Raw genomic sequence first — 23,957 nt, 5'->3', positions numbered from 1 at the left:
GACGCACTATCAACATCGGCGTACGCTGGAACGCATGCCTGAGCTCAGCCACCGTCGACGGCTCCTCGTCCTCGCGATCTGCTGCATGAGCCTGCTGATCGTGAGCCTCGACAACACCGTCCTCAACGTCGCCCTGCCGTCCATGCAGCGCGACCTCGACGCCACCACGTCGGGGCTGCAGTGGACCATCGACGCCTACACGCTCGTACTGGCGTCCCTGCTGATGCTGGCCGGCTCCACCGCCGACCGGATCGGCCGCAAGCGGGTCTTCGCCGCGGGGCTGGTGATCTTCACGATCGGCTCGGTGCTGTGCTCCCTCGCCCCGAACCTGGACGCGCTGGTCGCGTTCCGCATGGTGCAGGCGGTGGGCGGCTCGATGCTCAACCCGGTCGCCATGTCGATCATCACCAACACCTTCACGGACCCGCGCGAGCGGGCCCGGGCGATCGGGGTGTGGGGTGCCGTCGTGGGCATATCCATGGCCGCCGGGCCACTGGTGGGCGGACTGCTCGTGGACTCCGTCGGCTGGCGCTCGATCTTCTGGATCAACCTGCCGGTCGGCCTCGCCGCCCTCCTGCTCACCCTGCGGTACGTCCCCGAGTCCCGGGCGCCCAAGCCCCGCCGGGTCGACCCCGTCGGACAGGTGCTGGTGATCGCGCTGTTCGGCTCCCTGACGTACGCGATCATCGAGGCGCCCAACTCCGGCTTCACCGCAGTTCTGCCCTTCGCGGTGATCGCCGTGGCCGCGCTGGCGGGGCTGCTCGGGTACGAGCCCCGGCGGGCCGAACCACTGATCGATCTGCGGTTCTTCCGGTCGGCGCCGTTCAGCGGGGCGACCGTGATAGCGGTCAGCGCGTTCGCCGCGCTGGGCGGGTTCCTGTTCCTGTCGACGCTGTATCTGCAGAACGTACGGGGGCTGGACGCACTGCACGCGGGGCTGTGGATGCTGCCGATGGCCGCCCCCACGTTCCTGTGCGCGCCACTGTCCGGGCGGCTGGTCGGCAGCCACGGCCCGCGGCTGCCGCTGGTGATCGCCGGGGTGGCGATGACGGCGAGCGGGGTGCTGTTCGCGGCGTTCGACGCGGAGACGTCCGATGTCACGCTGCTGATCGGCTATGTGCTGTTCGGCATCGGCTTCGGGTTCGTGAACGCGCCGATCACCAACACGGCGGTGTCCGGGATGCCGCGGGCCCAGGCGGGAGTCGCGGCGGCGGTCGCCTCCACCAGCCGGCAGCTCGGGCAGACGCTCGGAGTCGCCGTGGTCGGTGCGGTGCTGGTCGCCGGGGTGGGGGCGGCGTCGTACAGGACGGAGTTCGTGTCCGCCGCGATGCCCGCGTGGTGGATCATCGCCGGGTGCGGGCTTGCGGTGCTGGTGCTGGGGGCGGTGACGAGCGGGGCCTGGGCTCGTCGGACCGCTCAGCGGACCGCCGAGCGGCTGGAGACGGTTGAGGTGCGCGAAGCGGCGGGGGTCAGCGCGTAGTTCGGCGGGTGCGGGGGCGTTGTGGCCGGTCGCGCCCTGGGTGGGTCAGCGTGCCCGCGCGATCTCCTGCAGCCGCTCCAGACGCCTCCTGGACTCCTCGTCCGCAGGGGCGTACGTGACCATGCGCGGCCCCAGGTCCGGGCCGAGCCACAGGTCCGTGTGGTCGAGACTCAGTCGGCCCACGTACTTGTTGTCGAACTCCTTGCGCTTGCTGCGGGCGGCGACCACCTCGTGCCGCTCCCAGGTCTCGCGGAACTCCGGGGACTCCGTGCTCAGCCGCTTCAGCAGCATCTTCCAGGCGGGCTCGGCGAGATGGCCCGGCATGGAGGCGCGCAGGCGGGCGGCCATGAGGCGGCGGGTCTCCTCCAGGTGGACGATCGAGCGGGCCCACTCCTCGTTGGTGAAGCAGAGGACCATGCAGTTGCGGTCCTCGGGCGGCACCGCCTCCAGGTCGCAGAGCAGCAGGCCGTAGGTGCGGTTGTAGGCGAGGATGTCGTAGCGGCTGTTCTGCACACAGGCCGGGATCGGTTCCATCTGGTCGAGCACCTGGCGCATGGCCGGTGTGATCGACGGGCAGACGGTGGCCGGTGTCGGGTCCGCCGCCCCGGCGAGCTGGAAGAGGAAGGCCCGCTCGCTCGGATCGAGGAGCAGGGTGCGGGCGAGGGCGTCCAGGACCTGCACGGAGACCTGGATGTCGCGGGCCTGCTCCAGCCAGGTGTACCAGGTGACGCCGACCGCGGAGAGATGCGCGACCTCCTCGCGCCGCAGTCCGGGCGTACGGCGCCGACGGCCGCGGGGCAGGCCGACCTGCTCGGGGGTGATGTGCTCGCGGCGGTGGCGCAGGAAGGCGGCGAGTTCATGCCGACGGATATCGGCCTCGCCGGCCCCGGGTGCCGCGGTGATGGTCTCCTGGGCCATGGTCGTCATGCCTCCAGCGTGCCGCCGTACGGACCCTGTTTCCAGGTACTGCTTCTACCAGGATAAGAAGACTCTGGTACCAGTCTCAGGGAAAGCGGAGGCTGGTCTCCGTGACCACCGAAACCACCACCCCACGCCAGGTCCGCACCGCGAGCGCGCCACCCGTGCTCGGCGGCCTCGGACTCTTCACCGTGCTGCTCGGCGCGGCCCTCCCCCTGATCGACTTCTTCATCGTGAACGTCGCCCTGCCCACCATCGGCCGGGACCTCGCGGCGAGCGAGTCGGTCCTCGAACTCGTCGTCTCCGGCTACGGGCTGGCGTACGCCGTGCTGCTCGTCCTCGGTGGCCGGCTCGGCGATCTCTTCGGCCGCCGCCGGCTCTTCCTCGGCGGTATGGCGGCCTTCGGCCTGACCTCGCTGGCCTGCGGACTCGCGCCCACCGCATGGACGCTGGTCGCGGCCCGGGTCGCCCAGGGCGCGGCCTCCGCGGCGATGCTGCCGCAGGTCCTCGCCACGATCCAGGCGGCGACCTCGGGCCGGCGACGGGCCAGGGCGATGGGCCTGTACGGCGCCACCGCCGGACTCTCCATGGTCGCGGGCCAGATCCTCGGCGGGGTCCTGGTGGCCGCGGACATCGCGGGCACCGGCTGGCGCTCGGTGTTCCTCGTGAACGTCCCGGTGGTCGTCCTCGGCCTGGTCCTCGCCTCCCGTGCCGTGCCGGAGACCCGCTCGCAGAACCCGGAGCCGGTGGACGGCCCCGGCACGGTCCTGCTGGCCGTGTCCCTCCTCACCCTGCTCGCGCCGCTCACCGAGGGCCGGTCGGCGGGCTGGCCGCTCTGGACGTGGCTGTCGCTGGCGGCGTCCCCCTTCGCGGCGGCCGCGTTCTACGCGGTGGAGCGCAGGGCGGACCGGCAGGGCCGTACGCCGCTGGTGCCGCCGAGTCTGTTCCGGCTGGTGTCGCTGCGGCGCGGGCTGGTGATGATCGTGCCGTTCTCCATCGGGTTCAGCGGCTTCATGTTCGTGATCGCGGTGGCGCTCCAGCGCGGTGCCGGGCTCGGCCCGGTCCAGGCGGGGCTCACCCTCGCGCCGATGGCCGTGGTGTTCTTCTTCGTCTCGCTCGCCGGTCCGCGGCTGGTCGCGAAGTACGGCACGCGTGTGGTGACCGCCGGTGCCGTGATCCAGGCGGTGGGCGTGGGCCTGATGACGCTGGCGGCCTGGCGCTCCTGGCCGGACCTCGGTCTGGTGGAGCTGTTGCCCGGAGCGGCGATCGCGGGCGCGGGTCAGGCTCTCCAACTCCCGGTCGTCTTCCGGATCGTGCTCTCCGAGATACCGACCGCGCGGGCGGGCGTGGGCAGCGGAGTCATGGTCACCACCCAACAGTCCGCCCTCGCCCTGGGCGTGGCCACTCTCGGCACCCTTTTCCTGTCCTTGACCCCGGAGTTGGGCATGCGCGACGCCCTGGTGACGACCCTCCTCGTCCAGCTGGCGGGCGTGGCCCTGACGGGACTGCTGAGCCTGCGCCTGCCCCGGACGATCGGCTGAGGCGGTTCGGGATCCTCGGCGAACTTGCCGTGAAGATCCTGCTGTTGATGTTGGTCTTGCTGCACACTCCTAGCCGGAGGCGAGGCACATGGTGCAGCAGACCGGCACGAGCAAGGTGAGCCGCTGGGACCAGCACGGGCGCGAGCATGTCGTCCAAGTGCAGCGCAAGGGCCCGCAGCGCACGATCAGATGCGAGACCTGCGGCTGGCGCAAGCCCGCGCAGTTCCTGCCGTGGCTCAAGGCGGAGGAGCATCTGGCGGAGGAGCACCAGGCGACGGTGGACCCCAGGGAGGGCTAACCTGCCGTCCATGCCGAAGAGGGAGCTCAGGGAACTGGTCGTCGATCTGCGGGGCCGCCCGATCGACACCCTGGACGACTTCTTCGACGCCATCACCGAACCCTGCGGCCTGCCCGACTGGTTCGTCCGCAACACCTACGCGTTGGCGGACACCCTCCAGAACGGTGGGATCGTGGAGACGATCGACTCCTACGACCTCATCGTCTTCCACGTCGACAAGCGCGGCATCTTCGCCCAGAACAACATCGAGGCGAGGGAGTTGCGCAGGGCCTTCGCCGGCAAGCAGTCCCGGCTGATCGTGCACCCGATGACCTGACGGTCCGGCTCAACGGCCCAGCCTGACGGCTCAGGCCCGCAGCCCCCGCACCAGAAGCTCCACCACCGCCTCCAAGTCGGTCTGTGCGCCGGGGAGGTTCCACTCGTGGGCGTAGCCGGGGTCGTGGAAGTGGGCCGTCGCCTGGAAGACGGCGTTGGCCGTGAGCGGCGCCTCGGCGGTGAAGGTGCCCGCGTCGGCGCCCGCGCGGAGGATGTCGGTCAGCTGGCCGGTCAGGTCGGCGAGGTGCCATTGGACCGTTTCGCCGGACTCGGCGGCCAGGACCGAGTACGTGGCGAAGAGCTCCGGATCCTCGCCCGCCTTGCGGCGCTTGGCCTCGAAGAGGGCCGTGAGCCAGTCGCGCAGCCGGGCCTCCGGGTCACGGTCGGCCGCCGCGGCGATCTCCGCCAGCTCCTCGGTGGTCCGGTCCAGCCACCGCTTGGTCACCGCCTCCCGGAGCACCGCCTTGGTGCGGAAGTGCCGGTAGACGCTGCCATGGCTGACGCCGAGCGCGCGGGCCACGTCCACCACGGTGGCCTTCGCCGGGCCGTAGCGACGCAGCACCTCCTCGGTGGCCTCGAGGATGCGCTCGGCGGTCAGGGTCTCGCTGGTGGCAGGCATGCCTAGACGGTACCTGGCACGGCGATCAGCGTTCGCTGTCGAGCATGGCCATCTGTGCGGGGGCGTAGCGCTCCCCGGCCGCCGCGTCCGCCGGTACGGCGGCCTCGATGGCGTCGAGGTCGGCCGCGTCCAGCGTCACGTCGAGCGCGCCCAGGGCCTCGCCGAGACGCTCGCGGGTGCGGGCGCCGATCAGCGGCACGATGTCCTCACCGCGCGACAGCACCCAGGCGATGGCGATCTGCGCGACGGAGCCGCCCTTCTGCTCGGCGATCTTGCGCAGGGACTCGACCAGCGTGAGGTTGTGCTGGAGGTTGTCGCCCTGGAAGCGGGGTGAGTGGGCGCGGAAGTCGTTCGCCGGGTAGTCCCGGCCGGGCGTGACATGGCCGGATATCAGTCCGCGGGAGAGCACCCCGTACGCGGTGACGGCGATGCCCAGTTCGCGCAGGGTGGGCAGGATCTCCTGCTCGGGGCCGCGGGAGATGAGTGCGTACTCGATCTGGAGGTCGGCGATGGGGGCGGTGGCGGCGGCCCGGCGGATGGTCTCCGCGCCGACCTCGCTGAGCCCGATGTGCCGGACGTAGCCCTTCTCGACGAGCTCCGCCATCGCGCCGACGGTCTCCTCGATCGGCACATGCGGGTCGAGGCGGGCGGGGCGGAAGACGTCGATGTGGTCGACGCCCAGGCGCTGCAACGAGTACGCGGCGAAGTTCTTCACGGCGGCCGGGCGGCCGTCGAAGCCGAACCAATCGCCGTCCGGGCCGCGCAGGGCGCCGAACTTCACGCTGGTCAGCGCGTTCTCCCGGAGGGCCGGCGGGGCGGTGCGCAGGGCCTCCTGGATCAGCAGTTCGTTGTGACCCATGCCGTAGAAGTCGCCCGTGTCCAGCAGGGTCACGCCGGCCTCCAGGGCGGCGTGGATGGTGGCGACGGACTCGGCGCGGTCCGACTCGCCGTACGCCCCGGACATCCCCATGCAGCCGAGACCGAGGGGGAAGACGCGGGGGCCGGTGGTTCCGAGGGAGCGAGGTGTCTGTGTCGTCATGCCTTTCACCTTGACATAACAGCTGACAGATTTCAATATCTGTCAGCTGTCATCCATGACGGTCACCCGTTCGTGGTCGCGAGCTTCACCCCGAGCAGGACGAACGACCCCGCGAAACTCCGCCGGAGCCAGGCCATCACCTTCGGCCGCCCGATCACATGACGGCGGACCGACGCCGCGAGCACCCCGTACGCGGCGAACACCACAAAGGTGGCCAGCATGAACACCCCGCTCAGCACGAGCATCCGGACCAGCGCGCCCGGCTCCTCCGCCGGCACGAACTGCGGCAGGAACGCGAAGAAGAAGATCGTCAGCTTCGGGTTGAGGACATTGATCAGCACCGCCCGGACGACGACCCGCCCCGCGGAGACCGGAGCGGCGTTCCCCTCGACCGCGACGGCCTCCCGGTCCCGGATCGTCGCCCACGCCATCCACAGCAGATAGGCGACGCCGGCGTACTTCAGCACCTGGAACGCCGTCGCGCTCGTGTGCAGCAGCGCCGCCACCCCGGTGATCGCCGCCACCATGTGCGGCACGATCCCGAGGGTGCAGCCGAAGGCCGCGACGACACTCGCCCGCCGCCCCCGCGACAGCCCCGCCGCGAGGGTGTAGACGACACCGGTACCGGGAGTGGCGACCACGACCAGGGTGGTCAGCAGAAACGCGAGACTCATGCCGTCACCCTGCCGCGGCCGCCGCCCCGGTCACAGGACCAATCGAGCAGCCGCTACGAGGACCACTCGGCCCCCGCACTCGCCCCCGCGCGCGGTCCTGCGCTCAGCCCGATCCTCAGCCCGACCCTCAGCCCTGCGCTCAGCCCTGCTTCAGCGGGATCGCCAGGTCGACCACCTGCCACCCGTTCGGGAAGGACCCGGTGGCGGTGGCCCGGCCGCTCAGCAGATCGACCCGGAAGGCCCGCGAACCGGTCACCGCGTAGGCGGAGTTGGTCCCGGTGTTCGGCGAACTGTAGATGTCGAACCCGGAGTTGCCCGGCACGTCGGCCCCCAGCTGCCCGGTCGGCGCGAGGTTCCCCGCGTTGGCCGGGGACTGCACCGAGACCCGGTCCTGCGCGGTGTCGAGGTCGAACAGGGTGGTCGCGGTGGCGGCGTCGAGGTCGTTGTTCGTGTACGCCGCCCCCGTGACGCCCGTCGCCGTCGCACCGGTCGTCGCGGGCGGGACCGGCGGGTTGGTCAGGGTGCCGTCGGTCGCGGTCGTGCCCGCGGCGGGGGCGCCGGCCGGGTCGTCGATGTTGTGGCGGAGGTTCTGGCCGGTGTCGCTGATGACCCGGAGCCGGTTGGCGGCCGGGTTGAAGTCGACGCCGAAGTTCTTGCCCTGGAGGGCGACGGTGAGCTGGGAGACCTTGGTGGCCTTGGCGCCGATCTCGCGGATCGTGTAGATGCCGCCCTTGTCGCCGACGCCGTACAACTTGCCGTTCTGGACGCGGTAGTCGATGCCGATCAGACTGCTGTCGCCGGTGAGGCCCCGCACCTTGCCGAGCGGGAGGGGGCGGTCGGGCCGGTCGACGCGGAAGCTGACGAGACGCTGTCCGTCGGTGAGGCCGATCGCCTTGAGGCTGCCGTTCGCGGCGCCGGGGAGCCCGGCCGAGGTGCCGGACTGGGCGGAGATGCCGGACGCCGAGCCGTCCCGGTCGTCCGCCGCCACATAGCCGACCGCGCCGATGGCCAGGGCCAGTGTGGCCGCACCGATGACTGCTTGCTTGCGCATGGATGCCCCCGTGAGAGACCGCGTGGCCCCCTGTGGGCCGCGCATGTCCTCCCCTTCGGAGCCGTTTGCGTCCTGGATGGGCGAAACCCCGGTTCCGTTACGTCTGTTACGTCCGTAACGAAACCGGGGTCTTTGAGCCTGGGTTCCGGAGCGGGTCGCCCCGGCGGGCTCAGGCGCCGATCAGGCGGCTGGCGAGGTAGCCCTCGATCTGGTCGAGGGAGACGCGCTCCTGCTTCATCGAGTCACGCTCGCGGACGGTGACCGCGTTGTCCTCCAGCGTGTCGAAGTCGACCGTGACGCAGAACGGCGTACCGATCTCGTCCTGGCGGCGGTAGCGGCGGCCGATGGCGCCCGCGTCGTCGAACTCGATGTTCCAGTGCTGGCGCAGCGCCTGGGCGAGGCCCTTGGCCTTCGGGGAGAGGTCGGCGTTGCGGGAGAGCGGGAGCACCGCGACCTTCACCGGGGCGAGACGGTGGTCCAGGCGGAGCACCGTGCGCTTCTCCATCTTGCCCTTGGCGTTGGGCGCCTCGTCCTCGGTGTAGGCGTCGAGCAGGAACGCCAGCAGGGAGCGGCCGACACCGGCGGCGGGCTCGATGACGTACGGGGTGTAGCGCTCGCCGGCCTCCTGGTCGAAGTACTGGAGGTCCTGGCCGGAGGCCTTGGAGTGCGCGCTGAGGTCGTAGTCGGTGCGGTTGGCGACACCCTCCAGCTCGCCCCACTCGCTGCCGCCGAACTGGAAGCGGTACTCGATGTCGGCGGTGCGCTTGGAGTAGTGGGAGAGCTTCTCCTGCGGGTGCTCGTACCAGCGCATGTTCTCTTCACGCATACCCAGGCCGGTGTACCAGTTCCACCGCTCCTGCATCCAGTACTCCTGCCACTTCTCGTCCTCGCCCGGCTTGACGAAGAACTCCATCTCCATCTGCTCGAACTCGCGGGTGCGGAAGATGAAGTTGCCGGGCGTGATCTCGTTGCGGAAGGACTTGCCCATCTGCGCGATGCCGAACGGCGGCTTCTTGCGCGAAGCGGTCTGCACCAGGGCGAAGTTGGTGAAGATGCCCTGGGCGGTCTCGGGGCGCAGGTAGGCGACGGAGCCGGAGTCCTGGGTGGGGCCGAGGTGCGTGGAGAGCAGACCCGAGAACTGCTTGGGCTCGGTGAACTGGCCCTTGGTGCCGCAGTTGGGGCAGTTGATGTCGGCGAGGCCGTTCTCGGGGAGGCGGCCCTTCTTCTCCTCGTACGCCTCCTCCAGGTGGTCGGCGCGGTAGCGCTTGTGGCAGGAGGTGCACTCGGTCAGCGGGTCCGAGAAGGTGGCGACGTGACCGGAGGCCACCCAGACCTCGGGGGCCAGGATGACGGACGAGTCGAGACCGACCACGTCCTCGCGCGACGTCACCATGTAGCGCCACCACTGGCGCTTGAGGTTCTCCTTGAGCTCGACACCCAGCGGTCCGTAGTCCCAGGCGGCCTTCTGGCCGCCGTAGATCTCGCTACAGGGGAAAACGAAGCCACGGCGCTTGCTCAGGCTGACGATGGTGTCGATCTTGTCGGCGGCCACGGTGCTCTCTTCATTACGACGGTGGGCGAGCGAATGCTTCAGGTTACCGGCGGGGCCTGCCCCTCAATCAAATCGGTTCGGTCTGCGGACCTCCCGCGGGCCTTCTACCACGGTTTGTTGACAACGGTTTCCATATTTGTTGAAAATGAGTGTCATGAACGTACGACGACACCACATACCCCGGGCCTCCCGGATGACCCGGATCGCGATCGCCGCTGCCACCGCTCTCGGTCTCGGGACCCTGTCCGCCTGCTCGACCGACAGCGCCGCGGCCGGCAACACGGACAAGTTCGATGTCGTCGCGTCCTTCTACCCGATGCAGTACCTCGCCGAGCAGATCGGCGGGGAGCATGTGAACGTCACCACCCTCACCGAGCCCGGTCAGGAGCCGCACGACCTGGAGCTCAGCACCAAGCAGACCGCCGAGCTGGGCGAGGCGGACGCGGTGCTCTATCTGAAGTCGCTCCAGCCGGCCGTCGACGAGGCCGTCTCCCAGTCCGGGGTCGAGAACAAGATCGACGCGGCCTCGCTGACCAAGCTGGAGGACCACGGCTCCGCCGAGCACGAGCACGAGGGCGAAGCGGCCGCCGAGGAGTCCGAGGAGGAGGAGCACGCCCTCGACCCCCACATCTGGCTCGACCCGGTCAAGTACCGCGAGGTCGCCGAGGGCGTCGCCAAGGCCTTCGAGAAGGCCGACCCGGACCACGCGGCCGACTACAGGAAGAACGCCGCCGCGCTGACGAAGAAGCTCGACGGCCTCAACACGTCGTTCGAGGACGGGCTGAAGAACACCGACACCAAGGTCTTCTTCACCAACCACGCCGCCTTCGGCTACCTCGCCGAGCGCTACGGCCTCACCCAGGAGGCCATCTCCGGCCTCGACCCGGAGAGCGAGCCCAGCCCGGCCCGCATCAAGGAGCTCCAGACCGAGGCCAAGGCCGACGGTGTGACCACCGTGTTCTACGAGACACTGGTGTCCGACAAGACCGCGAAGACCCTCGCCTCGGACGCGGGACTGAAGACGGACGTCCTCGACCCGCTCGAAGGCATCACCGACAAGTCCAAGGGCGACGACTACTTCCAGGTCATGGAGTCCAACCTCGCGGCGCTGCAGAAGGCTCTAGGCGCCAAGTGAGCACTGTGGAGGCCCTCGTGAGCGAGCCCGTCATATCGATGCGCGGGGTCCGCGCCGACCTGGGCTCACGGCCCGTCCTCCGTGGCATCGACCTCACCGTGCACCGCGGTGAGGTCGTCGCGCTGCTCGGCGCCAACGGCTCCGGCAAGTCGACGGCCGTGCGCAGCGTCATCGGCCAGGTGCCCGTCGCGGCCGGCGAGATCGAGCTGTTCGGCACCCCGCGCCGCCGCTTCCGTGACTGGCGGCGCGTGGGATACGTCCCGCAGCGCACGACCGCCGCGGGCGGCGTGCCCGCCACCGTCACCGAGGTCGTCTCCTCGGGCCGCCTGTCCCGGGCCCGCTTCGGCATGCTGCGCAAGGCCGACCACGAGGCCGTACACCACGCCCTGGAGCTGGTCGGCATGGCGGACCGCGCCAAGGACTCCGTCAACGCCCTCTCCGGCGGCCAGCACCAGCGCGTCCTCATAGCCCGCGCCCTGGCCTCCGCCCCCGAACTGCTGATCATGGACGAGCCGATGGCGGGCGTCGACCTGGCGAGCCAGGAGGTGCTGGCCCGGACGCTGCGCGAGCAGGTGGCGCAGGGTACGACCGTGCTGCTGGTCCTCCATGAACTCGGCCCGCTGGAGCCCCTGATCGACCGGGCGGTCGTGCTCCGCGACGGCTGCGTCCTGCACGACGGCCCGCCCCCGAAGGCCGTCGGCCAGCACGCGCTGCCCGGCCACGACCATGTCCACCCGCACGCGGCTCACGACGCCGAACCGATCCGGACGGGACTGCTGAGCTGATGGAATTCCTGAACTACGCCTTCATGCAGCGGGCCCTGCTCGCCGCCGTCCTCGTCGGCATCACGGCCCCCGCGATCGGCATCTACCTGGTCCAGCGCCGCCAGGCCCTCATGGGCGACGGCATCGGCCACGTCGCGATGACCGGCGTCGGCCTCGGCTTCCTGCTCTCCTGGTCCCCGGTGTGGATGGCGACCTTCGTCTCCATCCTCGGCGCGGTCCTCATGGAGCTGATCCGCTGGTACGGCAAGACCCGCGGCGACATCGCCCTCGCCATGCTCTTCTACGGCGGCATGGCCGGCGGCGTGATGTTCATCAACCTCGCGCCGACGGGCTCCAACGCGAACCTGACCTCGTACCTGTTCGGGTCGCTGTCGACGGTGTCTCAGGAGGACGTGACCGCGATCTGTCTGCTCGCGGCGTTCGTGGTGCTGGTCACCATCGGTCTGCGCCGGCAGCTCTTCGCGGTCAGCCAGGACGAGGAGTTCGCGCGGGTCACGGGCCTGCCGGTGCGCGCGCTGAACCTGCTGACGGCGATCACGGCGGCGGTGACGGTGACGGTGGCCATGCGGGTCGTGGGCCTGCTGCTGGTGTCGGCGCTGATGGTGGTGCCCGTTGCGGCGGCGCAGCAGCTCAGCCGGAGTTTCGCGGCGACCTTCGCGATCGCCGTGGCCATCGGCGTGGCGGTGACGATCGGCGGCACGGTGACCTCGTACTACCAGGACGTTCCGCCCGGCGCGACGATCGTGCTGCTGACCATCGGCGCGTTCATCACGCTGACCGTGCTGGCGGCCCCGCTGGCCCGGCGCAGGGCACGTCAGGCGGCCGCCGCGCAGCCCGGCGGGGACCCCGCGGAGTGCACGATTCCGGCCAGCCGGGAGGGAACCGGAAAGGTCGGCGTCTGACTGCGCCCAGGCCGGGCTGGCACAATGGCCCGGCAGCCGCAGACGTCAGTAGGAGGCAACGGTGACGACCGCTGGACCGCCCGTGAAGGGCCGCGCGACCCGGCAGCGGGCCGCCGTGGCGGCGGCGCTCGACGAGGTCGACGAGTTCCGCAGCGCGCAGGAACTTCACGACATGCTCAAGCACAAGGGCGACTCCGTCGGCCTCACCACGGTCTACCGCACCCTGCAGTCCCTCGCCGACGCCGGCGAGGTCGACGTGCTGCGCACCTCCGACGGCGAGTCCGTCTACCGCCGCTGCTCCACCGGCGACCACCACCACCATCTGGTGTGCCGCGTCTGCGGCAAGGCGGTCGAGGTGGAGGGGCCCGCGGTGGAGAAGTGGGCCGAGGCGATCGCGGCGGAGCACGGGTACGTCAATGTGGCGCACACGGTGGAGATCTTCGGCACGTGCGCGGACTGCGCGGGGCACTCCGCGGGGCACTCCGCGGGGCACTCCGCGGGCTGAGCCGTTCGCCGTGCGGGCCGGTGCGGGCGGGCGGCCCTGGGGCGGTGCCCCCGACCCTCTTCGGCCCGACCCTCTTCGGCCCGAGGGTCTCGCCCTCAGACGCGGGACGGGCTGGAGGTTGCCGGCATCGGTCGGCGGACCGTGCTGAACAGGCGGTGCAGCATCGCCGAGCGGCCCTGGTCGGCCGTGTTCGAGGCGATGGCGGCGACGCCGGTGCGCAGCCACTCGTCCCACTCCGGGCGGTCGGACGCATCGAGGCGGCCGCGGGCCTCGGCCAGGTTCAGGATCATGGTGCCTATCTCGGCGGCCATCGAGCCGCCGTGGAAGCGGTAGCGGCTGCCGATGACGCCGAGGTGGCAGACGTCCACCCGTCCGCCGGCCAGGGCGACGGAGATGTTGAGGAAGGTCTCGACCCCGAAGTCCGACGGCAGCGGCGCCGCGCGCAACCGCCGGGTGCGCAGGGCACGGTAGCCCGTGAGGGCGTTCGCGCCGTGGAAGCCGACCTCCGGGAAGAACCGCGCGGTCAGCGGCTCGTAGATGGTGAACGTGGAGGCCAGGACGGTGCCCGGGTGGTCGTACTCGTAGTCGCCGACCACATGGTCCGCCGTACCCCCGGCCGCGGCCGCGCGGAGCAGCGCGGCAACGTTGTCCTCGGACTTCACCAGGTCGGCGTCGAGGAAGCAGACCCACTCGGTGTCCACCTCAGACACCGCCAGCTGCATCGCCGCGCCCTTGCCGAGCGGACCGTGGAGCACCTCCGCACCGGCCTCGCGGGCCCGCCGCGCGGTGGCGTCGGTCGAGCCGCTGTCCACGACGAGCACGCGATCGCCGGGCTGTGCGGCCGCCATGGCCTGCCCGACGATCGTGGCCACCGTGGCCTCTTCGTCGTGTGCGGGAATCACGAACGTGAACAAGCGGGAACCCCCGTTGAGCTCATGCGGTCCACGATCTCGGCACTGAGATCATTCGGTCGTCCGTGATCATAAATCGCATGTGCGTACGCTTTGTTCCGTAGCTGTCGCGGTGCGCCAGGTGGGTGCCGTAACCCGTGCCCGAGCCGGCGTCAGCGTGGGCGTGGGCGGGCGGCACGGTGAGGACCAGGGCGAGGGCGCTGAGGGCGAGGGCGGCGGAGAGGCGTCTCATGGAGGGCCGTTTCAGAGCGGGAGACCAGGTGGTGATCTCCCGCAGCGTCGGCGGCCCGGGTGAACGGGCGAAGGCTACGAGGTGGCCTGCGAGCCGCCGATGCTTCCTTCCATGGCCAAAAGTTCCTCGTTCGGGATGGCCCCGCCGAAACGGCGGTCCCGGGAGGCGAACTCGACACAGGCCCGCCACAGGTCACGGCGGTCGAAGTCCGGCCACAGCACGTCCTGGAAGACCATCTCGGCGTACGCGCTCTGCCAGATCAGGTAGTTGGAGGTGCGCTGCTCGCCGCTGGGCCGCAGGAAGAGGTCCACGTCCGGCATGTCCGGGTAGTACAGGTACTTGGCGAGGGTCTTCTCCGTCACCTTCGACGGGTCGAGGCGCCCCGCCGCCACATCCTCCGCGAGCGCCTTCGCCGCGTCGGCGATCTCGGCGCGGCCGCCGTAGTTCATGCAGAAGTACAGGGTGAGCTTGTCGTTGTCCTTGGTCTGCTCCTGGGCGACCTGGAGCTCCTTGGCGACCGACTTCCACAGCTTGGGCATGCGGCCCACCCAGCGGACCCGGATGCCGAGCTCGTCGAGCTGGTCGCGGGTCTTGCGGATGAAGTCGCGGTTGAAGTTCATCAGGAAGCGGACCTCGTCGGGCGAGCGCTTCCAGTTCTCGGTGGAGAAGGCGTACAGCGAGATCGCGCCCACACCGATCTCGACCGCGCCCTGCAGCACATCGAGCACCCGCTCGGCGCCGACCTTGTGACCCTCGGTGCGCGGCAGCCCGCGCTCCTTCGCCCACCGCCCGTTGCCGTCCATGACGATCGCCACATGCTTGGGGACGAGCTCACCGGGCAGCTTCGGCGCGCGGGCGCCGGACGGGTGCGGCTCCGGCGCCTTGTACTCCCGGCGCTGCCGACCCAGGATCCCGCGTACGACCATGTGCTTCTCGTCTCCTTGAGGCTTGCTTCTCTACGTCTTCTCTACGTACCGCAGCGAGCGGAGCCCGCGCTCCAGATGCCAGTGCAGGTAGGCGGACACCAGCCCGCTGCCCTCCCGGACGTACCGCGGCTCGCTCGCGTCCGCCGTCTCCCAGTCTCCCGTAAGCAGCGCGCCGAGGAGTTCCAGGGTCTGCGGCGAGGGTACGACGCTCCCCGGCACCCGGCAGTCCACGCAGACGGAGCCTCCGGAGCCGACCGAGAAGAACCGGTTCGGCCCGGGCAGTCCGCACTTCGCGCAGTCGCTGAAGCTCGGGGCGTAGCCGTTGACGGCGAGGGAGCGCAGCAGGAAGGCGTCCAGCACGAGGTGCGGGGCGTGCTCACCCCGGGAGAGCGTCCGCAGTGCGCCGACGAGCAGCAGATACTGCTGCACGGCGGGCTCCCCTTCATGATCGGTGAACCGCTCGGCCGTCTCCAGCATGGCCGTCCCGGCGGTGTACCGCGCATAGTCGCTGACGATCCCGCTGCCGTACGCCGCGATGGTCTCGCTCTGGGTGCACAGCGGCAGCCCGCGCCCGATCAGCTCGCTGCCGCGCGCGAAGAACTGCACGTCGACATGGGAGAAGGGTTCGAGCCGCGCCCCGAACTTGGACTTGGTCCGCCGGACCCCACGGGCCACGGCCCGTACCCGGCCGTGGCCGCGGGTGAGCATGGTGATGATCCGGTCCGCCTCACCCAGCTTCTGGGTGCGCAGGACGACGCCGTCGTCCCGGAAGAGACTCATCGCGCACCCCCCGGGCTCTCCGGACGCTCCGGGCTCTCCGGCCTGGGCTCAAGGCGGTGTCCCCCTGCCGGGCACAGCATGATCCGGTCCGCCGCACCCGGCTTCCGGGTGCGCAGCACGATGCCGTGGTCGCGGAACAGAGTCATGGCTTCATTCTCCCGTACGCGCGGGGGTCAGCGTGCGCGGTCCGGGTGGCTGATGGTGCTCCAGGGGGCGAGGTTCCACGGACTGGCCCGGTTGGCGGGGTCGAGGAGGGCGCGGAGATGGGCGTCGGCGGTGGCCTGCGGGGCGGGTTCGTCCGATGTACCGGTGAGCCGGTCCCGCCACACCTTCCGCCCCAGCAGATAGTGATCGGCGTACTCCTCCCAGGAGGCGTACGCCGACACCACCGCCGGCACGATGTTCTTCAGCGCGGTCCACGCCTCGCCCTCGCTGATCAGCCCGCAGGCGAACCCGCGCCGCGAGATGTCGACGTACAGCGCCGCGTCCCAGGCGAGCGGCGAGACCCCGAGGACCTGCTGGGCCCGCGCCCGGTACCCGCTGCCGGCCAGTTCGTCGAGCCGGGCGGCCAGCCCGTCCCGCGAGGTGATCTCCCACTGCTCGGCCAGCCAGCGGCGGGCGCGGTCGTCGTCGATCCGCGTGAACGGGTAGAGGGTGGTCCGCAAGGCGTCGCGGTCCCGGCTGACGGGGGCGCTGAGGGACACCATCCAGAGTTGGTGGGTGGTGAGCGCGACGGGACAGCGGTTCGTGGCCTTCTCCGCCCTCTGCCACGGCTTCCGCTGTGTCCATCTCCGTATGTTCCACAGGCCCATGCGCCCGCACCCTACGACACCGGCGTCAAGGCACCTCGCCCCGGCTGCGGGCGTTCGCATACGCCGTCGCCGCGCTGAGCCGCTCGGCGGGGGTGGCCCGGCGGACGGTGTCCGGGGCCGCGTCCCACTCCTTTCCCCCTCCGTACGGTCTGAGTTGTACGTACGGTCCTTCATGTCCCATGACGATGCCGATCCTTCCGGTGCGGGTGTCCACGACGTAGGACCCGACGGGCAACTTCATCGCAGCACCGCCGCGAGTCGCTGCGCGGCTTCGACGGAACAGCGGCCCAATTCGATGAGCGGGCACGGGGCTTCCCTCGCAAGACTCGCCGGATCGATCCGGAGTGTCGGGAGGGTAATTCCTGCCCTCTCCAACACTTCCCGCAATTCCTTCACTGCTGCCTCCGCTTCTTCGACACAGAGCGCCGAATGGTGTGCCGTCACCTGACTCCCCTCCTATGCGGGTTTCACGCTTTTCCTCTCCAGTGTGTCGCTCGGCCTCTACACTCGGCAGGAGTCTGTGCTCTACAAATACCGGGCAGCACAAGGGGGTTGGCCATGGCCAACGGTTCGCGGCAGGCGGTCTGGGAGTTCTTCGGAGCGGAGCTGAAGAGGCGCCGCGAGGATGCCGGAATCACCCAGGTGGAACTGGGGGCACTCGTCTTTGTGTCGGGCGCTTATATCGGGCAGTTCGAGCAGGCGATTCGAAAACCTCAGCTGGATATCGCCCAGCGGATTGATGAGGCACTGCAAACCGACGGTATTTTCGAGCGGTTGTGCAGGAAGCTGATCGATGACAGGCGGTACGCGGATTACTTCGCGGAGGTCGTCGAGCTGGAGCGGCTGGCAACCAGGATCTGTGAGTTCGCGCCCTCTGTGGCGCCGGGTCTGTTGCAGACGGCGGCGTACGCAAGGGCAGTCACCATCGCGGCCAACCCGTTTGTCACGGACGAGTACGTCGAGGAGAAGGTTACGGGTCGCCTGGAACGGGCGCACATCCTCAAGGACGCTACAAGGCCCGAGTATTGGGTAGTGCTGCACGAGAACGTCCTCCGCATCCCGGTCGGCGGCCCGGCCGCGATGGCCGAGCAACTGGAGTGCGTCGCGAGGCTGATGCGGGAACGCACGGCGTGCGTGACGGTGATCCCGTACGCGGCCGGGGCATTCGCGTCAATGGCGGGGATGTTGCAGCTAATGGAGTTCGACGATGCCCCGCCGGTCGCCTATACAGAGACGTCGTTTTCGGGGACGTTGGTCGACGATCCGGCTGTGGTGAAGCGAGCGCAGCGCGCATACGATCTGCTCAGGGTCGCCGCACTGTCGCCGGAGGCGTCCCTGACCCTGGTCGAGTCGGCGGCGGAGGACTTCAGACGATGCGCGAGTACGACCTGAGCAACGCCAGCTGGCGCAAGAGCAGTTACAGCAACGGCGAGGGCGGCGACTGCGTCGAGGCCGCGTACGACTTCCCCGGCGCCGCCCGCTGGCGCAAGAGCAGTTACAGCAATGGCGAAGGCGGCAGCTGCGTCGAGGTCGCCGACGGCTTCCCCGGTGTCGTGCCCGTCCGGGACAGCAAGGTTGTGGACGGGCCCGTCCTCGTGGTCGGTGCGGCGGCCTGGGGCGCGTTCGTGCGGGGGCAGACGCTCGGTTAGGGGCGGCCCGGCACGACACGCCACAGCGCGCCGAGGGCGACCTGGTGGCAGAACGGCTGAAGCAGGCCGGTAATTGACAGGTCTGCGCGGCGTAGTCGATGCCCTCGACGGCTTCCCCGCCCTCGCCCAGTTGATCAACACGGCCCGCACCCCCGTGGGGCGGGGGTAAACCCCCGGTTCTACAGGGCAGTTGACCGGATGGGGTCCGCGTCGAAGATCCGCGAGGCTCGTTCCCATGAAGCCGACCACGAAACGCCTCGCCCTGATCGCCGCCGCCTCCGGCATCGTCCTCGGCGCCCTCACGCCCCTCACCGCGACGGCCGCCGAGCCGGCCCTGGACTGGAAGCAGTGCGCCGGCTCCGCTCTCGACCCCCGTCAGCAGTGCGCCACCCTCGAAGTCCCCATGGATTACGCCGACCCCGGCGGCCGGAAGATCGAGATCGCCGTCTCCCGGATTCCGAGCGAGAACCCGGGCGCTCGGCGTGGGGCGCTGTTCCTCATCCCCGGCGGGCCCGGCGGGACCAGCCTCAACGACCCGTCGGGGAAAGGGCAGAAGCTGCCGCAGGAGGTACGGGACGCCTACGACCTGATCGGGTTCGCACCGCGCGGGCTCGCCCCGTCCACCTCGGTCAGCTGCGGCCTGGAGCACGCCGACCTCGCTCCCACCAGATCGCGCCCCTGGCCCACCCCGGACGGCTCCGTCGCCGAGAACATGGCGACCGCCCAGCGCATGTCGGACGCCTGCGCGCGCAACGGCGGTGAACTGATCCGGCACATCAGCACCAAGAACAACGCCCGTGACCTCGACCGGCTGCGGGTCGCGCTCGGCGAGCGCAGGGTGTCGGCGTGGGGCGTCTCGTACGGCACGTATGTCGGCGCCGCCTACGCCGAGATGTTCCCGCGGCGCACCGACCGCTTCGTGCTGGACAGCAACGACAACCCGGACCCGGTCCGTGCGGAGCGCGCATGGCTCCAGGTGTACGAGGTCGGCGTCGAGGACAACTTCCCCGAGTTCGCCAAGTGGGCCTCCGCGTCCGGCAATCCGGACCGCGTGGCCGCCACGCCCGCCGAGGTGCGCGGGCTCTTCCTCCGTCTCGCCGCCCGCCTCGACCGCGAACCGATCCCCTGGCCCGGCGCCAACCCGGCGGAACTGAACGGGAATGTGCTGCGCCAGACCATGCTGGACAGCCTCTACGACACCGACAACTACCCGACCCTGGCCAAGTTGATGCTGTCGGCGCAGCAGGGCACGGTGCCGACCGCACCCGCCGCGCCGCCGGAGGCCGTCCTCCAGAACGGGGCCGCGGTCGGCGCCGCCACCATCTGCAACGACGCCGCGTGGCCGAAGGACGCCGCCGTGTACGAGAAGGGCGTCGCCGAGAGCCGGGCCAAGTACCCGCTCACCGCCGGCATGCCGCGCAACGCGATGCTCTGCGCCGCCTGGCCCTACGCTCCGCAGGAGCCGCCGGTACGGGTCACCGACCGAGGGCCGTCGAACATCCTGCTCGTGCAGAACGAACGGGACGTCGCCACCCCCGTGAGCGGCGCCCTGAAGCTCCGCGCGGCCCTCGGTCGGCGTGCTGTCATGGTCACTGTGGACGCCACAGGCCATGGGTCCTATCTCCGCAACGGCAACGCATGCGGGGACGAGACCGTGTCGAGGTTTCTCGCCACGGGTGAGCGCCCCGCCGTCGACACCTACTGCCGCTGACGCCTACTGCCGCTGACACCTACCGGCGCTCATCCGCCTACCGGCGCCGGTCCGCCGCCCTGCCGTAGGCCCGCGCCACCGCGTGGAAGGCCTCCTTCGGCTCCCAGTGCCACCCCGTGTCCGGGTCGCCGGGGCGGTCCTGGATCGCCTTGGCGATGCCGTAGCTCGCCATGTCGAGGTCGTGGCGGGGGTCGCCGGGGCGGTGCGGGGCGTCGGCGGTGAGGAACTCGAAGACCATGGCCGCGTAGAGGTTCATCGACTCGAAGACGTCCAACAGATCGGTGAGATAGGCGGCTTGGGTGCGTTCGCTGCGGACCGGGAGCGGGTTCCCCTTGATCTCCGGCGGGGTCTTGTCGTAGTCGACGATGTCCCAGCCCATGCCGCCCGCCTCGGGGGCGCCTCGGAAGGTGCAGGTGCCGAACTCGGTGATGGTGACGGGCTTGCCCCAGCGGAGGTGCTGTCTCAACTCCCGTACGTAGTCGGCGCGTCGGGGGAAGTAGGAGTAGTAGTCGATGCCGACGACGTCGAAGAGGCTCCAGTCGACGTTGTCGATCTCGGGGGCGGAGGCGTAACTCAGCCGGCCGTGGAAGACCTTCCGTCCGAGTGCCGCCGCCTTCGCCGTGAAGCGGGACAGGCGGCGCTGCGTCCTCGCCCAGTCGACGTTCCCGCTCTGGAGGTTGGCGATGCGCTCGAGGACGGTCTCCCCCGGGATGATCCCCGGCACGAACAGCCAGAACTCGCAGCCCACGCTGAGCTCGACACTCGCTCCCTGCCGGCGCAGCCGTTCCGCGAACCGGCCGGTCTCCGCGAGGTGGTCGAGGATCTCCCGCTCCGGGACGTCCCCGAGGGTGGGCTGGAGCCAGACGTGCAGCCCGAGTTCGGCCGCCTCGGCGGCGGTGGCGGTGAGGCGTTCGACGCCCTCGCCGGTGACGTCGACGGTGTCGGCGTGCAGGTCGTCGCGGAGGGCACGGAGGTCCGCCCGCATCCGGTCGGCGCGCCACGCGGTGGCCGGTGTCTCCCCGGCTCCGACGGTGTAGACGATCCCGCGCCGGGTCAGTCCCCGGCCGGGGCTCTGCCGGTCCCGCCCCTGGCCGGCCCCCTCGTCCCGCGCCTTCGCGGCCGCCCCGCACGCCGGCAGCAGCGCCCCCGCCGCCCCGACCGCCGCCGCCCCGGCCAGGAACTGCGCCCGGTTGATCCCTTTGGTCTTCTCCATACGGCCACTCTGCCGAGCGCTGTCCCGCACCACCGTCCGCCGATGGTCTACGGCCGCGCAACCAAGGAATGCGATCCGGCGTCGATCTACTGAGAAGTCGATCTACCGAAGAAGTCGGCCTACCGAAGAGGTCGACCTACCGAAGGAGAGCGCGATCTTAGCCCGACGCACATTCCTCGCCGCCTCGGCTGCCACCCTCGTGGCGGCCGCCCCCGCCCACGCCGCCTCGGCCCATGAGGACGGCGTCACCCCCCGCCTCCGTGAACTGGAGCAGCAACACGGCGCCCGCCTCGGCGTGTTCGCCCGTAACCTCGCCACCGGCCGCACCGTCCGGCACCGCGCCGACGAACTGTTCCCGATGTGCTCGCTGTTCAAGACCCTCGCCTCCGCGGCCGTACTGCGCGACCTGGACGACAACGGCGAGTTCCTGTCCCGCCGGATCCACTACACGGCGGACGACCTGCCGAAGACCGGCTCCGACAAGACCCTGGAGCATGTCGCCGACGGCATGACCGTCGCCGAACTCGCCGAGGTGGCCATCACCTTCAGCGACAACGGCGCCGGCAACCTCCTGCTCCGCGAACTCGGCGGCCCCACCGCGATCACCCGCTTCGCCCGCTCTCTCGGCGACCCGGTGACCCGCCTGGACCGCTGGGAGACCGAGCTCAACTCGGCGGAACCGTGGCGGATCACGGACACGACGAGCCCGTACGCGATCGGCAGGACGTACGGCCGGCTGGTACTCGGCGACGCCCTGAACCGCCCCGACCGCGGGCTTCTCACCCACTGGCTGCTGAACAACACCACGAGCGGCACCCGTCTGCGCGCCGGTCTGCCGAAGACCTGGACGGTCGCCGACAAGACGGGCGGCGGTTCCTACGGCACCAACAACAACGTGGGTATCGCCTGGACCCCGGACGGCACCCCACTGGTGCTGTCCCTCCTCACGACGAAGCCCGAGCAGGACGCAGCCCGCGACGACGTGTTGGTCGCCGAGGCGGCCAAGGCGCTGGCCGAAGTGCTCAGCTGACCGAGCTCAGTTGACCGGAAAGTACTGCCTGGGCGTCACGCCCACCACGCGATGGAACGCGGCGGTGAAGGAGCTGGCGGAGGCGTAGCCGACGCGGTGGGCCACCGGTTCGACCGGGAGGCCCGCCGCGAGGTGCGGCATCGCGGCCTGCATGCGCAGCCGTTCCCGCCACTGCCCGAAGGCGAGGCCCGTCTCGGCGACGAAGAGACGGGCCAACGTCCGTGCGCTCGCGCCGACTTGGCGGCCCCAGTCGGCCAGCGGGCGCCCGTCGGCCGGGTCTGCCGTCAGCGCCTCGGCCACGGCAAGGGCGCGCGGATCGCGGGGCGCGGGCACCGAGATGCTGGTCACCGGCACCGGGCGCAGTTCGTCGAGCAGCACCCCCTCGGCGCGCGAACGGACCTGCGGCGCCAGGTCGGTTCGTACCAGGTGGTCGATGAGCGCGCGCAGCAGCGCGGTCACCGCGACGACCGTCGGCTCGCTCCAGCGGATGTGCGGGCAGCACTCCGGGTCGACGTAGGGACTGCGCATGACGGCGTCGCCCTCCGACTCGGTGGCGTGCCGGACGCCGGCCGGGATCCACAGGGCGAGGGAGGGCGGCAGCAGCCACACCCCCTGCGCGCTGCGGACTCTCAGCAACCCCTGCGCGGACCAGGCGAGTTGATGGAACGCGTGCCAGTGCCAGCGGAAGACACTGCCGCGCGGCATCGCGAAGTGACCGACGAAGACCGCGGTGCCGGCCGAAGGGTGGGGGCCGTACTGTCCGTTCCGCGACATGGGACGGCAGCCTAGCCCGTAGTGGACAGCCCCGGCCCGGTCTAGCGTCGAACGCATGCCGATGAACCGGGCCCACCGGAGGCTGTGCAGCTCCGAGAAGTGGGCGCAGACCACGAAGGACCACATCCTGCCCTGGGCCCTGGAACACGTGGACCTGGGCGAGGACGTACTGGAGATCGGGCCGGGCTACGGCGCGAACCTCCGCGTGCTCGTCGAGCGGGTGCCGAGGCTGACGGCGGCCGAGATCGACGCGGAGACGGCCCGCATGCTGGAGGAGCGGTGGGGCGGCCGCGCCCGTATCCTGCACGCGGACGGTGCTCAACTCCCCGTTGAGGAGAAGGAGTTCGACTCCGTCGTCTGCTTCACCATGCTCCACCATGTGCCCACGGCCGCCCACCAGGACCGTATCTTCGCCGAGGCGTTCCGTGTGCTGCGTCCCGGCGGCACGTTCGCCGGCAGCGACAGTCAACTCGGCTTCGGTTTCCGTGTACTGCATCTCTTCGACACGATGAACACCCTGGACCCGAGGAGCCTTCCGGCCCGTCTGGAGCGGGCCGGTTTCGCCGACGTCGCCGTGGACGTCCACCCGAAGTCGGGCGGTCTACGCTTCCGCGCCCGCCGTCCCTGAGAACCGCCGCACATAGCGCCGCTGCCACGGCGTCTCCACCGCCCGCCGGTCGTAGTGCGCCCGCACATACGCCACGGCCTCGTCCGCCGGTACGCCGTCCAGCACCGCGAGACACGCCAGCGCCGTCCCCGTGCGCCCGCGTCCGCCACCGCAGGCGACCTCGACGCGCTCCCCGGCCGCCCGCTCCCACACCTCGCTGAACGCGGCGCGCGCGTCCGCCCGGTCCGCGGGAAGCCGGAAGTCCGGCCAGCGGAGCCAGCGGAACTCCCAGGGAACGTCAGGGGGTTGATGGCCCAGGAGGTAGAGGGCGTACGACGGGGTCGGCGCCCCGGCCGGGAGCGGGTACCGGAGGCCGCGGCCCCGCAGGAGCCGGCCGGAGGGCAGCCGGAGCACGCCGACGTCATCCTCGTCCCACAGTTCCGTCGACTTCAGCGGTTCCAACGGTTCCTTGGGCTCCATCGCTTCCATCGGCCCATT

Annotated in this window: 30 protein-coding genes; 13 read left to right on the top strand and 17 right to left on the bottom strand. The window is 70.5% G+C overall.

Going from position 1 to position 23,957, the window contains the following annotated elements; translation table 11 throughout:
• Positions 1 to 34 precede the first annotated feature (34 nt).
• A complete protein-coding gene (locus PH203_RS00390) occupies positions 35 to 1,480 on the top strand; it encodes an MFS transporter (protein WP_289914737.1) in 1,446 nt (481 codons plus the stop codon).
• 45 nt (positions 1,481 to 1,525) lie between these two features.
• Here PH203_RS00390 and PH203_RS00385 read toward each other — a convergent pair whose 3' ends face one another.
• Positions 1,526 to 2,407: a helix-turn-helix transcriptional regulator gene (locus PH203_RS00385; protein ID WP_289914735.1), complete on the bottom strand. Its 882-nt coding sequence runs from the start codon at positions 2,405 to 2,407 to the stop codon at positions 1,526 to 1,528.
• A 101-nt stretch (positions 2,408 to 2,508) separates the two neighbouring features.
• Here PH203_RS00385 and PH203_RS00380 point away from each other — a divergent pair, with 101 nt between their 5' ends.
• The 3 genes from PH203_RS00380 to PH203_RS00370 all read left to right on the top strand — a co-directional run bounded on the left by PH203_RS00380 (position 2,509) and on the right by PH203_RS00370 (position 4,553).
• Positions 2,509 to 3,939, top strand: coding sequence for an MFS transporter (locus PH203_RS00380; RefSeq protein ID WP_289914733.1), 1,431 nt, complete (start codon positions 2,509 to 2,511; stop codon positions 3,937 to 3,939).
• 91 nt (positions 3,940 to 4,030) lie between these two features.
• Positions 4,031 to 4,237 carry a hypothetical protein gene (locus PH203_RS00375; RefSeq protein WP_289916576.1) on the top strand — a complete coding sequence of 69 codons (207 nt, stop codon included), beginning with the start codon at positions 4,031 to 4,033 and terminating at the stop codon, positions 4,235 to 4,237.
• Between the two features lie 10 nt (positions 4,238 to 4,247).
• On the top strand, positions 4,248 to 4,553 hold the full coding sequence (locus PH203_RS00370) for a barstar family protein (protein WP_289914730.1): 306 nt from the start codon (positions 4,248 to 4,250) through the stop codon (positions 4,551 to 4,553).
• Positions 4,554 to 4,583: 30 nt separating this feature from the next.
• Here the strand turns inward: PH203_RS00370 and PH203_RS00365 are convergent, their stop codons facing one another.
• The 5 genes from PH203_RS00365 to PH203_RS00345 form a co-directional block, all read right to left on the bottom strand.
• Positions 4,584 to 5,171, bottom strand: coding sequence for a TetR family transcriptional regulator (locus tag PH203_RS00365; protein WP_289914728.1), 588 nt, complete (start codon positions 5,169 to 5,171; stop codon positions 4,584 to 4,586).
• A gap of 25 nt (positions 5,172 to 5,196) precedes the next feature.
• The gene (locus PH203_RS00360) at positions 5,197 to 6,210 is read right to left on the bottom strand and encodes an aldo/keto reductase (RefSeq protein ID WP_289914726.1); all 1,014 of its coding nucleotides are present in this window, start codon (positions 6,208 to 6,210) and stop codon (positions 5,197 to 5,199) included.
• A 62-nt stretch (positions 6,211 to 6,272) separates the two neighbouring features.
• Positions 6,273 to 6,884 carry a LysE family translocator gene (locus PH203_RS00355; RefSeq protein WP_289914723.1) on the bottom strand — a complete coding sequence of 204 codons (612 nt, stop codon included), beginning with the start codon at positions 6,882 to 6,884 and terminating at the stop codon, positions 6,273 to 6,275.
• A gap of 139 nt (positions 6,885 to 7,023) precedes the next feature.
• Positions 7,024 to 7,935 carry a DUF4394 domain-containing protein gene (locus PH203_RS00350; protein WP_289914721.1) on the bottom strand — a complete coding sequence of 304 codons (912 nt, stop codon included), beginning with the start codon at positions 7,933 to 7,935 and terminating at the stop codon, positions 7,024 to 7,026.
• A 169-nt stretch (positions 7,936 to 8,104) separates the two neighbouring features.
• Positions 8,105 to 9,487, bottom strand: a complete 1,383-nt coding sequence (locus tag PH203_RS00345; protein ID WP_289914718.1) for a glycine--tRNA ligase — start codon at positions 9,485 to 9,487, stop codon at positions 8,105 to 8,107.
• A gap of 154 nt (positions 9,488 to 9,641) precedes the next feature.
• On the opposite strand from PH203_RS00345, the gene PH203_RS00340 reads away from it, so the two are divergent.
• From PH203_RS00340 to PH203_RS00325, 4 genes are all read left to right on the top strand, one after another.
• Positions 9,642 to 10,622 (top strand): zinc ABC transporter substrate-binding protein, encoded by a 981-nt coding sequence (locus tag PH203_RS00340; protein ID WP_289914716.1) that lies wholly within the window; start codon positions 9,642 to 9,644, stop codon positions 10,620 to 10,622.
• Positions 10,623 to 10,660: 38 nt separating this feature from the next.
• Positions 10,661 to 11,407 carry a metal ABC transporter ATP-binding protein gene (locus PH203_RS00335; protein ID WP_289916574.1) on the top strand — a complete coding sequence of 249 codons (747 nt, stop codon included), beginning with the start codon at positions 10,661 to 10,663 and terminating at the stop codon, positions 11,405 to 11,407.
• The gene (locus PH203_RS00330; RefSeq protein ID WP_289914715.1) at positions 11,407 to 12,309 is read left to right on the top strand and encodes a metal ABC transporter permease; all 903 of its coding nucleotides are present in this window, start codon (positions 11,407 to 11,409) and stop codon (positions 12,307 to 12,309) included. Before PH203_RS00335 ends, PH203_RS00330 begins: the two co-directional genes overlap by 1 nt.
• 61 nt (positions 12,310 to 12,370) lie before the next feature.
• Positions 12,371 to 12,814: a transcriptional repressor gene (locus PH203_RS00325; protein WP_289914713.1), complete on the top strand. Its 444-nt coding sequence runs from the start codon at positions 12,371 to 12,373 to the stop codon at positions 12,812 to 12,814.
• A gap of 95 nt (positions 12,815 to 12,909) precedes the next feature.
• Here PH203_RS00325 and PH203_RS00320 read toward each other — a convergent pair whose 3' ends face one another.
• The 8 genes from PH203_RS00320 to PH203_RS00285 form a co-directional block, all read right to left on the bottom strand.
• Positions 12,910 to 13,728, bottom strand: a complete 819-nt coding sequence (locus tag PH203_RS00320; RefSeq protein WP_289914711.1) for a glycosyltransferase — start codon at positions 13,726 to 13,728, stop codon at positions 12,910 to 12,912.
• 19 nt (positions 13,729 to 13,747) lie between these two features.
• The gene (locus tag PH203_RS00315) at positions 13,748 to 13,957 is read right to left on the bottom strand and encodes a hypothetical protein (protein ID WP_289914709.1); all 210 of its coding nucleotides are present in this window, start codon (positions 13,955 to 13,957) and stop codon (positions 13,748 to 13,750) included.
• 74 nt (positions 13,958 to 14,031) lie between these two features.
• Entirely contained in the window at positions 14,032 to 14,883 is an 852-nt protein-coding gene (locus PH203_RS00310) for an isoprenyl transferase (protein ID WP_289914707.1), read from the bottom strand.
• Positions 14,884 to 14,913: 30 nt separating this feature from the next.
• On the bottom strand, positions 14,914 to 15,663 hold the full coding sequence (gene recO, locus PH203_RS00305; protein ID WP_289914705.1) for a DNA repair protein RecO: 750 nt from the start codon (positions 15,661 to 15,663) through the stop codon (positions 14,914 to 14,916).
• Positions 15,660 to 15,809 (bottom strand): hypothetical protein, encoded by a 150-nt coding sequence (locus tag PH203_RS00300; protein WP_289914704.1) that lies wholly within the window; start codon positions 15,807 to 15,809, stop codon positions 15,660 to 15,662. Before PH203_RS00300 ends, recO begins: the two co-directional genes overlap by 4 nt.
• 27 nt (positions 15,810 to 15,836) lie before the next feature.
• A complete protein-coding gene (locus PH203_RS00295; protein WP_289914702.1) occupies positions 15,837 to 16,370 on the bottom strand; it encodes a DUF1266 domain-containing protein in 534 nt (177 codons plus the stop codon).
• A gap of 130 nt (positions 16,371 to 16,500) precedes the next feature.
• Positions 16,501 to 16,716 carry a hypothetical protein gene (locus PH203_RS00290; protein ID WP_289914700.1) on the bottom strand — a complete coding sequence of 72 codons (216 nt, stop codon included), beginning with the start codon at positions 16,714 to 16,716 and terminating at the stop codon, positions 16,501 to 16,503.
• Complete coding sequence (locus tag PH203_RS00285; RefSeq protein WP_289914698.1) at positions 16,713 to 16,919, bottom strand: hypothetical protein; 207 nt, start codon at positions 16,917 to 16,919, stop codon at positions 16,713 to 16,715. Before PH203_RS00285 ends, PH203_RS00290 begins: the two co-directional genes overlap by 4 nt.
• 114 nt (positions 16,920 to 17,033) lie before the next feature.
• Here PH203_RS00285 and PH203_RS00280 point away from each other — a divergent pair, with 114 nt between their 5' ends.
• From PH203_RS00280 to PH203_RS00270, 3 genes are all read left to right on the top strand, one after another.
• Positions 17,034 to 17,867 (top strand): helix-turn-helix transcriptional regulator, encoded by an 834-nt coding sequence (locus PH203_RS00280; RefSeq protein ID WP_289914696.1) that lies wholly within the window; start codon positions 17,034 to 17,036, stop codon positions 17,865 to 17,867.
• Positions 17,849 to 18,124 carry a DUF397 domain-containing protein gene (locus tag PH203_RS00275; protein ID WP_289914693.1) on the top strand — a complete coding sequence of 92 codons (276 nt, stop codon included), beginning with the start codon at positions 17,849 to 17,851 and terminating at the stop codon, positions 18,122 to 18,124. Before PH203_RS00280 ends, PH203_RS00275 begins: the two co-directional genes overlap by 19 nt.
• Before the next feature lie 235 nt (positions 18,125 to 18,359).
• Positions 18,360 to 19,835, top strand: coding sequence for an alpha/beta hydrolase (locus tag PH203_RS00270; protein WP_289914692.1), 1,476 nt, complete (start codon positions 18,360 to 18,362; stop codon positions 19,833 to 19,835).
• 37 nt (positions 19,836 to 19,872) lie between these two features.
• Here PH203_RS00270 and PH203_RS00265 read toward each other — a convergent pair whose 3' ends face one another.
• The gene (locus tag PH203_RS00265; RefSeq protein ID WP_289914690.1) at positions 19,873 to 21,048 is read right to left on the bottom strand and encodes an abortive phage infection protein; all 1,176 of its coding nucleotides are present in this window, start codon (positions 21,046 to 21,048) and stop codon (positions 19,873 to 19,875) included.
• Between the two features lie 154 nt (positions 21,049 to 21,202).
• Here PH203_RS00265 and bla point away from each other — a divergent pair, with 154 nt between their 5' ends.
• Positions 21,203 to 22,078, top strand: a complete 876-nt coding sequence (gene bla / locus PH203_RS00260; RefSeq protein ID WP_289916572.1) for a class A beta-lactamase — start codon at positions 21,203 to 21,205, stop codon at positions 22,076 to 22,078.
• A gap of 6 nt (positions 22,079 to 22,084) precedes the next feature.
• Here the strand turns inward: bla and PH203_RS00255 are convergent, their stop codons facing one another.
• Entirely contained in the window at positions 22,085 to 22,852 is a 768-nt protein-coding gene (locus tag PH203_RS00255) for a helix-turn-helix transcriptional regulator (protein ID WP_289914689.1), read from the bottom strand.
• A 55-nt stretch (positions 22,853 to 22,907) separates the two neighbouring features.
• Between PH203_RS00255 and PH203_RS00250 the strand changes: the two genes are divergently transcribed.
• Positions 22,908 to 23,480 carry a class I SAM-dependent methyltransferase gene (locus PH203_RS00250; RefSeq protein WP_289914688.1) on the top strand — a complete coding sequence of 191 codons (573 nt, stop codon included), beginning with the start codon at positions 22,908 to 22,910 and terminating at the stop codon, positions 23,478 to 23,480.
• Here the strand turns inward: PH203_RS00250 and PH203_RS00245 are convergent.
• Positions 23,454 to 23,948: a protein-tyrosine phosphatase family protein gene (locus PH203_RS00245; RefSeq protein ID WP_289914686.1), complete on the bottom strand. Its 495-nt coding sequence runs from the start codon at positions 23,946 to 23,948 to the stop codon at positions 23,454 to 23,456. The genes PH203_RS00250 and PH203_RS00245 overlap by 27 nt on opposite strands.
• Between the last annotated feature and the right edge of the window lie 9 nt (positions 23,949 to 23,957).

Origin of the sequence: Streptomyces sp. S.PB5 (assembly GCF_030403745.1) — a bacterium.
Classification (GTDB): Bacteria; Actinomycetota; Actinomycetes; order Streptomycetales; family Streptomycetaceae; genus Streptomyces.
Note: the sequence above shows the minus strand (reverse complement) of the source record. Positions and strands in the feature narration are given on the sequence as shown.

Excerpts from the sequence above, each read along its gene's own strand:
- PH203_RS00390 (WP_289914737.1), top strand. The coding sequence starts at position 35 with ATGCCTGAGCTCAGCCACCGTCGACGGCTCCTCGTCCTCGCGATCTGC.
- PH203_RS00385 (WP_289914735.1), bottom strand. The coding sequence starts at position 2,407 with ATGACGACCATGGCCCAGGAGACCATCACCGCGGCACCCGGGGCCGGC.
- PH203_RS00370 (WP_289914730.1), top strand. The coding sequence starts at position 4,248 with ATGCCGAAGAGGGAGCTCAGGGAACTGGTCGTCGATCTGCGGGGCCGC.
- PH203_RS00365 (WP_289914728.1), bottom strand. The coding sequence starts at position 5,171 with ATGCCTGCCACCAGCGAGACCCTGACCGCCGAGCGCATCCTCGAGGCC.
- PH203_RS00360 (WP_289914726.1), bottom strand. The coding sequence starts at position 6,210 with ATGACGACACAGACACCTCGCTCCCTCGGAACCACCGGCCCCCGCGTC.
- PH203_RS00355 (WP_289914723.1), bottom strand. The coding sequence starts at position 6,884 with ATGAGTCTCGCGTTTCTGCTGACCACCCTGGTCGTGGTCGCCACTCCC.
- PH203_RS00350 (WP_289914721.1), bottom strand. The coding sequence starts at position 7,935 with ATGCGCAAGCAAGCAGTCATCGGTGCGGCCACACTGGCCCTGGCCATC.
- PH203_RS00340 (WP_289914716.1), top strand. The coding sequence starts at position 9,642 with ATGAACGTACGACGACACCACATACCCCGGGCCTCCCGGATGACCCGG.
- PH203_RS00335 (WP_289916574.1), top strand. The coding sequence starts at position 10,661 with ATGCGCGGGGTCCGCGCCGACCTGGGCTCACGGCCCGTCCTCCGTGGC.
- PH203_RS00330 (WP_289914715.1), top strand. The coding sequence starts at position 11,407 with ATGGAATTCCTGAACTACGCCTTCATGCAGCGGGCCCTGCTCGCCGCC.
- PH203_RS00315 (WP_289914709.1), bottom strand. The coding sequence starts at position 13,957 with ATGAGACGCCTCTCCGCCGCCCTCGCCCTCAGCGCCCTCGCCCTGGTC.
- PH203_RS00310 (WP_289914707.1), bottom strand. The coding sequence starts at position 14,883 with ATGGTCGTACGCGGGATCCTGGGTCGGCAGCGCCGGGAGTACAAGGCG.
- recO (WP_289914705.1), bottom strand. The coding sequence starts at position 15,663 with ATGAGTCTCTTCCGGGACGACGGCGTCGTCCTGCGCACCCAGAAGCTG.
- PH203_RS00300 (WP_289914704.1), bottom strand. The coding sequence starts at position 15,809 with ATGACTCTGTTCCGCGACCACGGCATCGTGCTGCGCACCCGGAAGCCG.
- PH203_RS00295 (WP_289914702.1), bottom strand. The coding sequence starts at position 16,370 with ATGGTGTCCCTCAGCGCCCCCGTCAGCCGGGACCGCGACGCCTTGCGG.
- PH203_RS00290 (WP_289914700.1), bottom strand. The coding sequence starts at position 16,716 with ATGAAGTTGCCCGTCGGGTCCTACGTCGTGGACACCCGCACCGGAAGG.
- PH203_RS00280 (WP_289914696.1), top strand. The coding sequence starts at position 17,034 with ATGGCCAACGGTTCGCGGCAGGCGGTCTGGGAGTTCTTCGGAGCGGAG.
- PH203_RS00275 (WP_289914693.1), top strand. The coding sequence starts at position 17,849 with ATGCGCGAGTACGACCTGAGCAACGCCAGCTGGCGCAAGAGCAGTTAC.
- PH203_RS00270 (WP_289914692.1), top strand. The coding sequence starts at position 18,360 with ATGAAGCCGACCACGAAACGCCTCGCCCTGATCGCCGCCGCCTCCGGC.
- PH203_RS00265 (WP_289914690.1), bottom strand. The coding sequence starts at position 21,048 with ATGGAGAAGACCAAAGGGATCAACCGGGCGCAGTTCCTGGCCGGGGCG.
- PH203_RS00255 (WP_289914689.1), bottom strand. The coding sequence starts at position 22,852 with ATGTCGCGGAACGGACAGTACGGCCCCCACCCTTCGGCCGGCACCGCG.
- PH203_RS00250 (WP_289914688.1), top strand. The coding sequence starts at position 22,908 with ATGCCGATGAACCGGGCCCACCGGAGGCTGTGCAGCTCCGAGAAGTGG.
- PH203_RS00245 (WP_289914686.1), bottom strand. The coding sequence starts at position 23,948 with ATGGAAGCGATGGAGCCCAAGGAACCGTTGGAACCGCTGAAGTCGACG.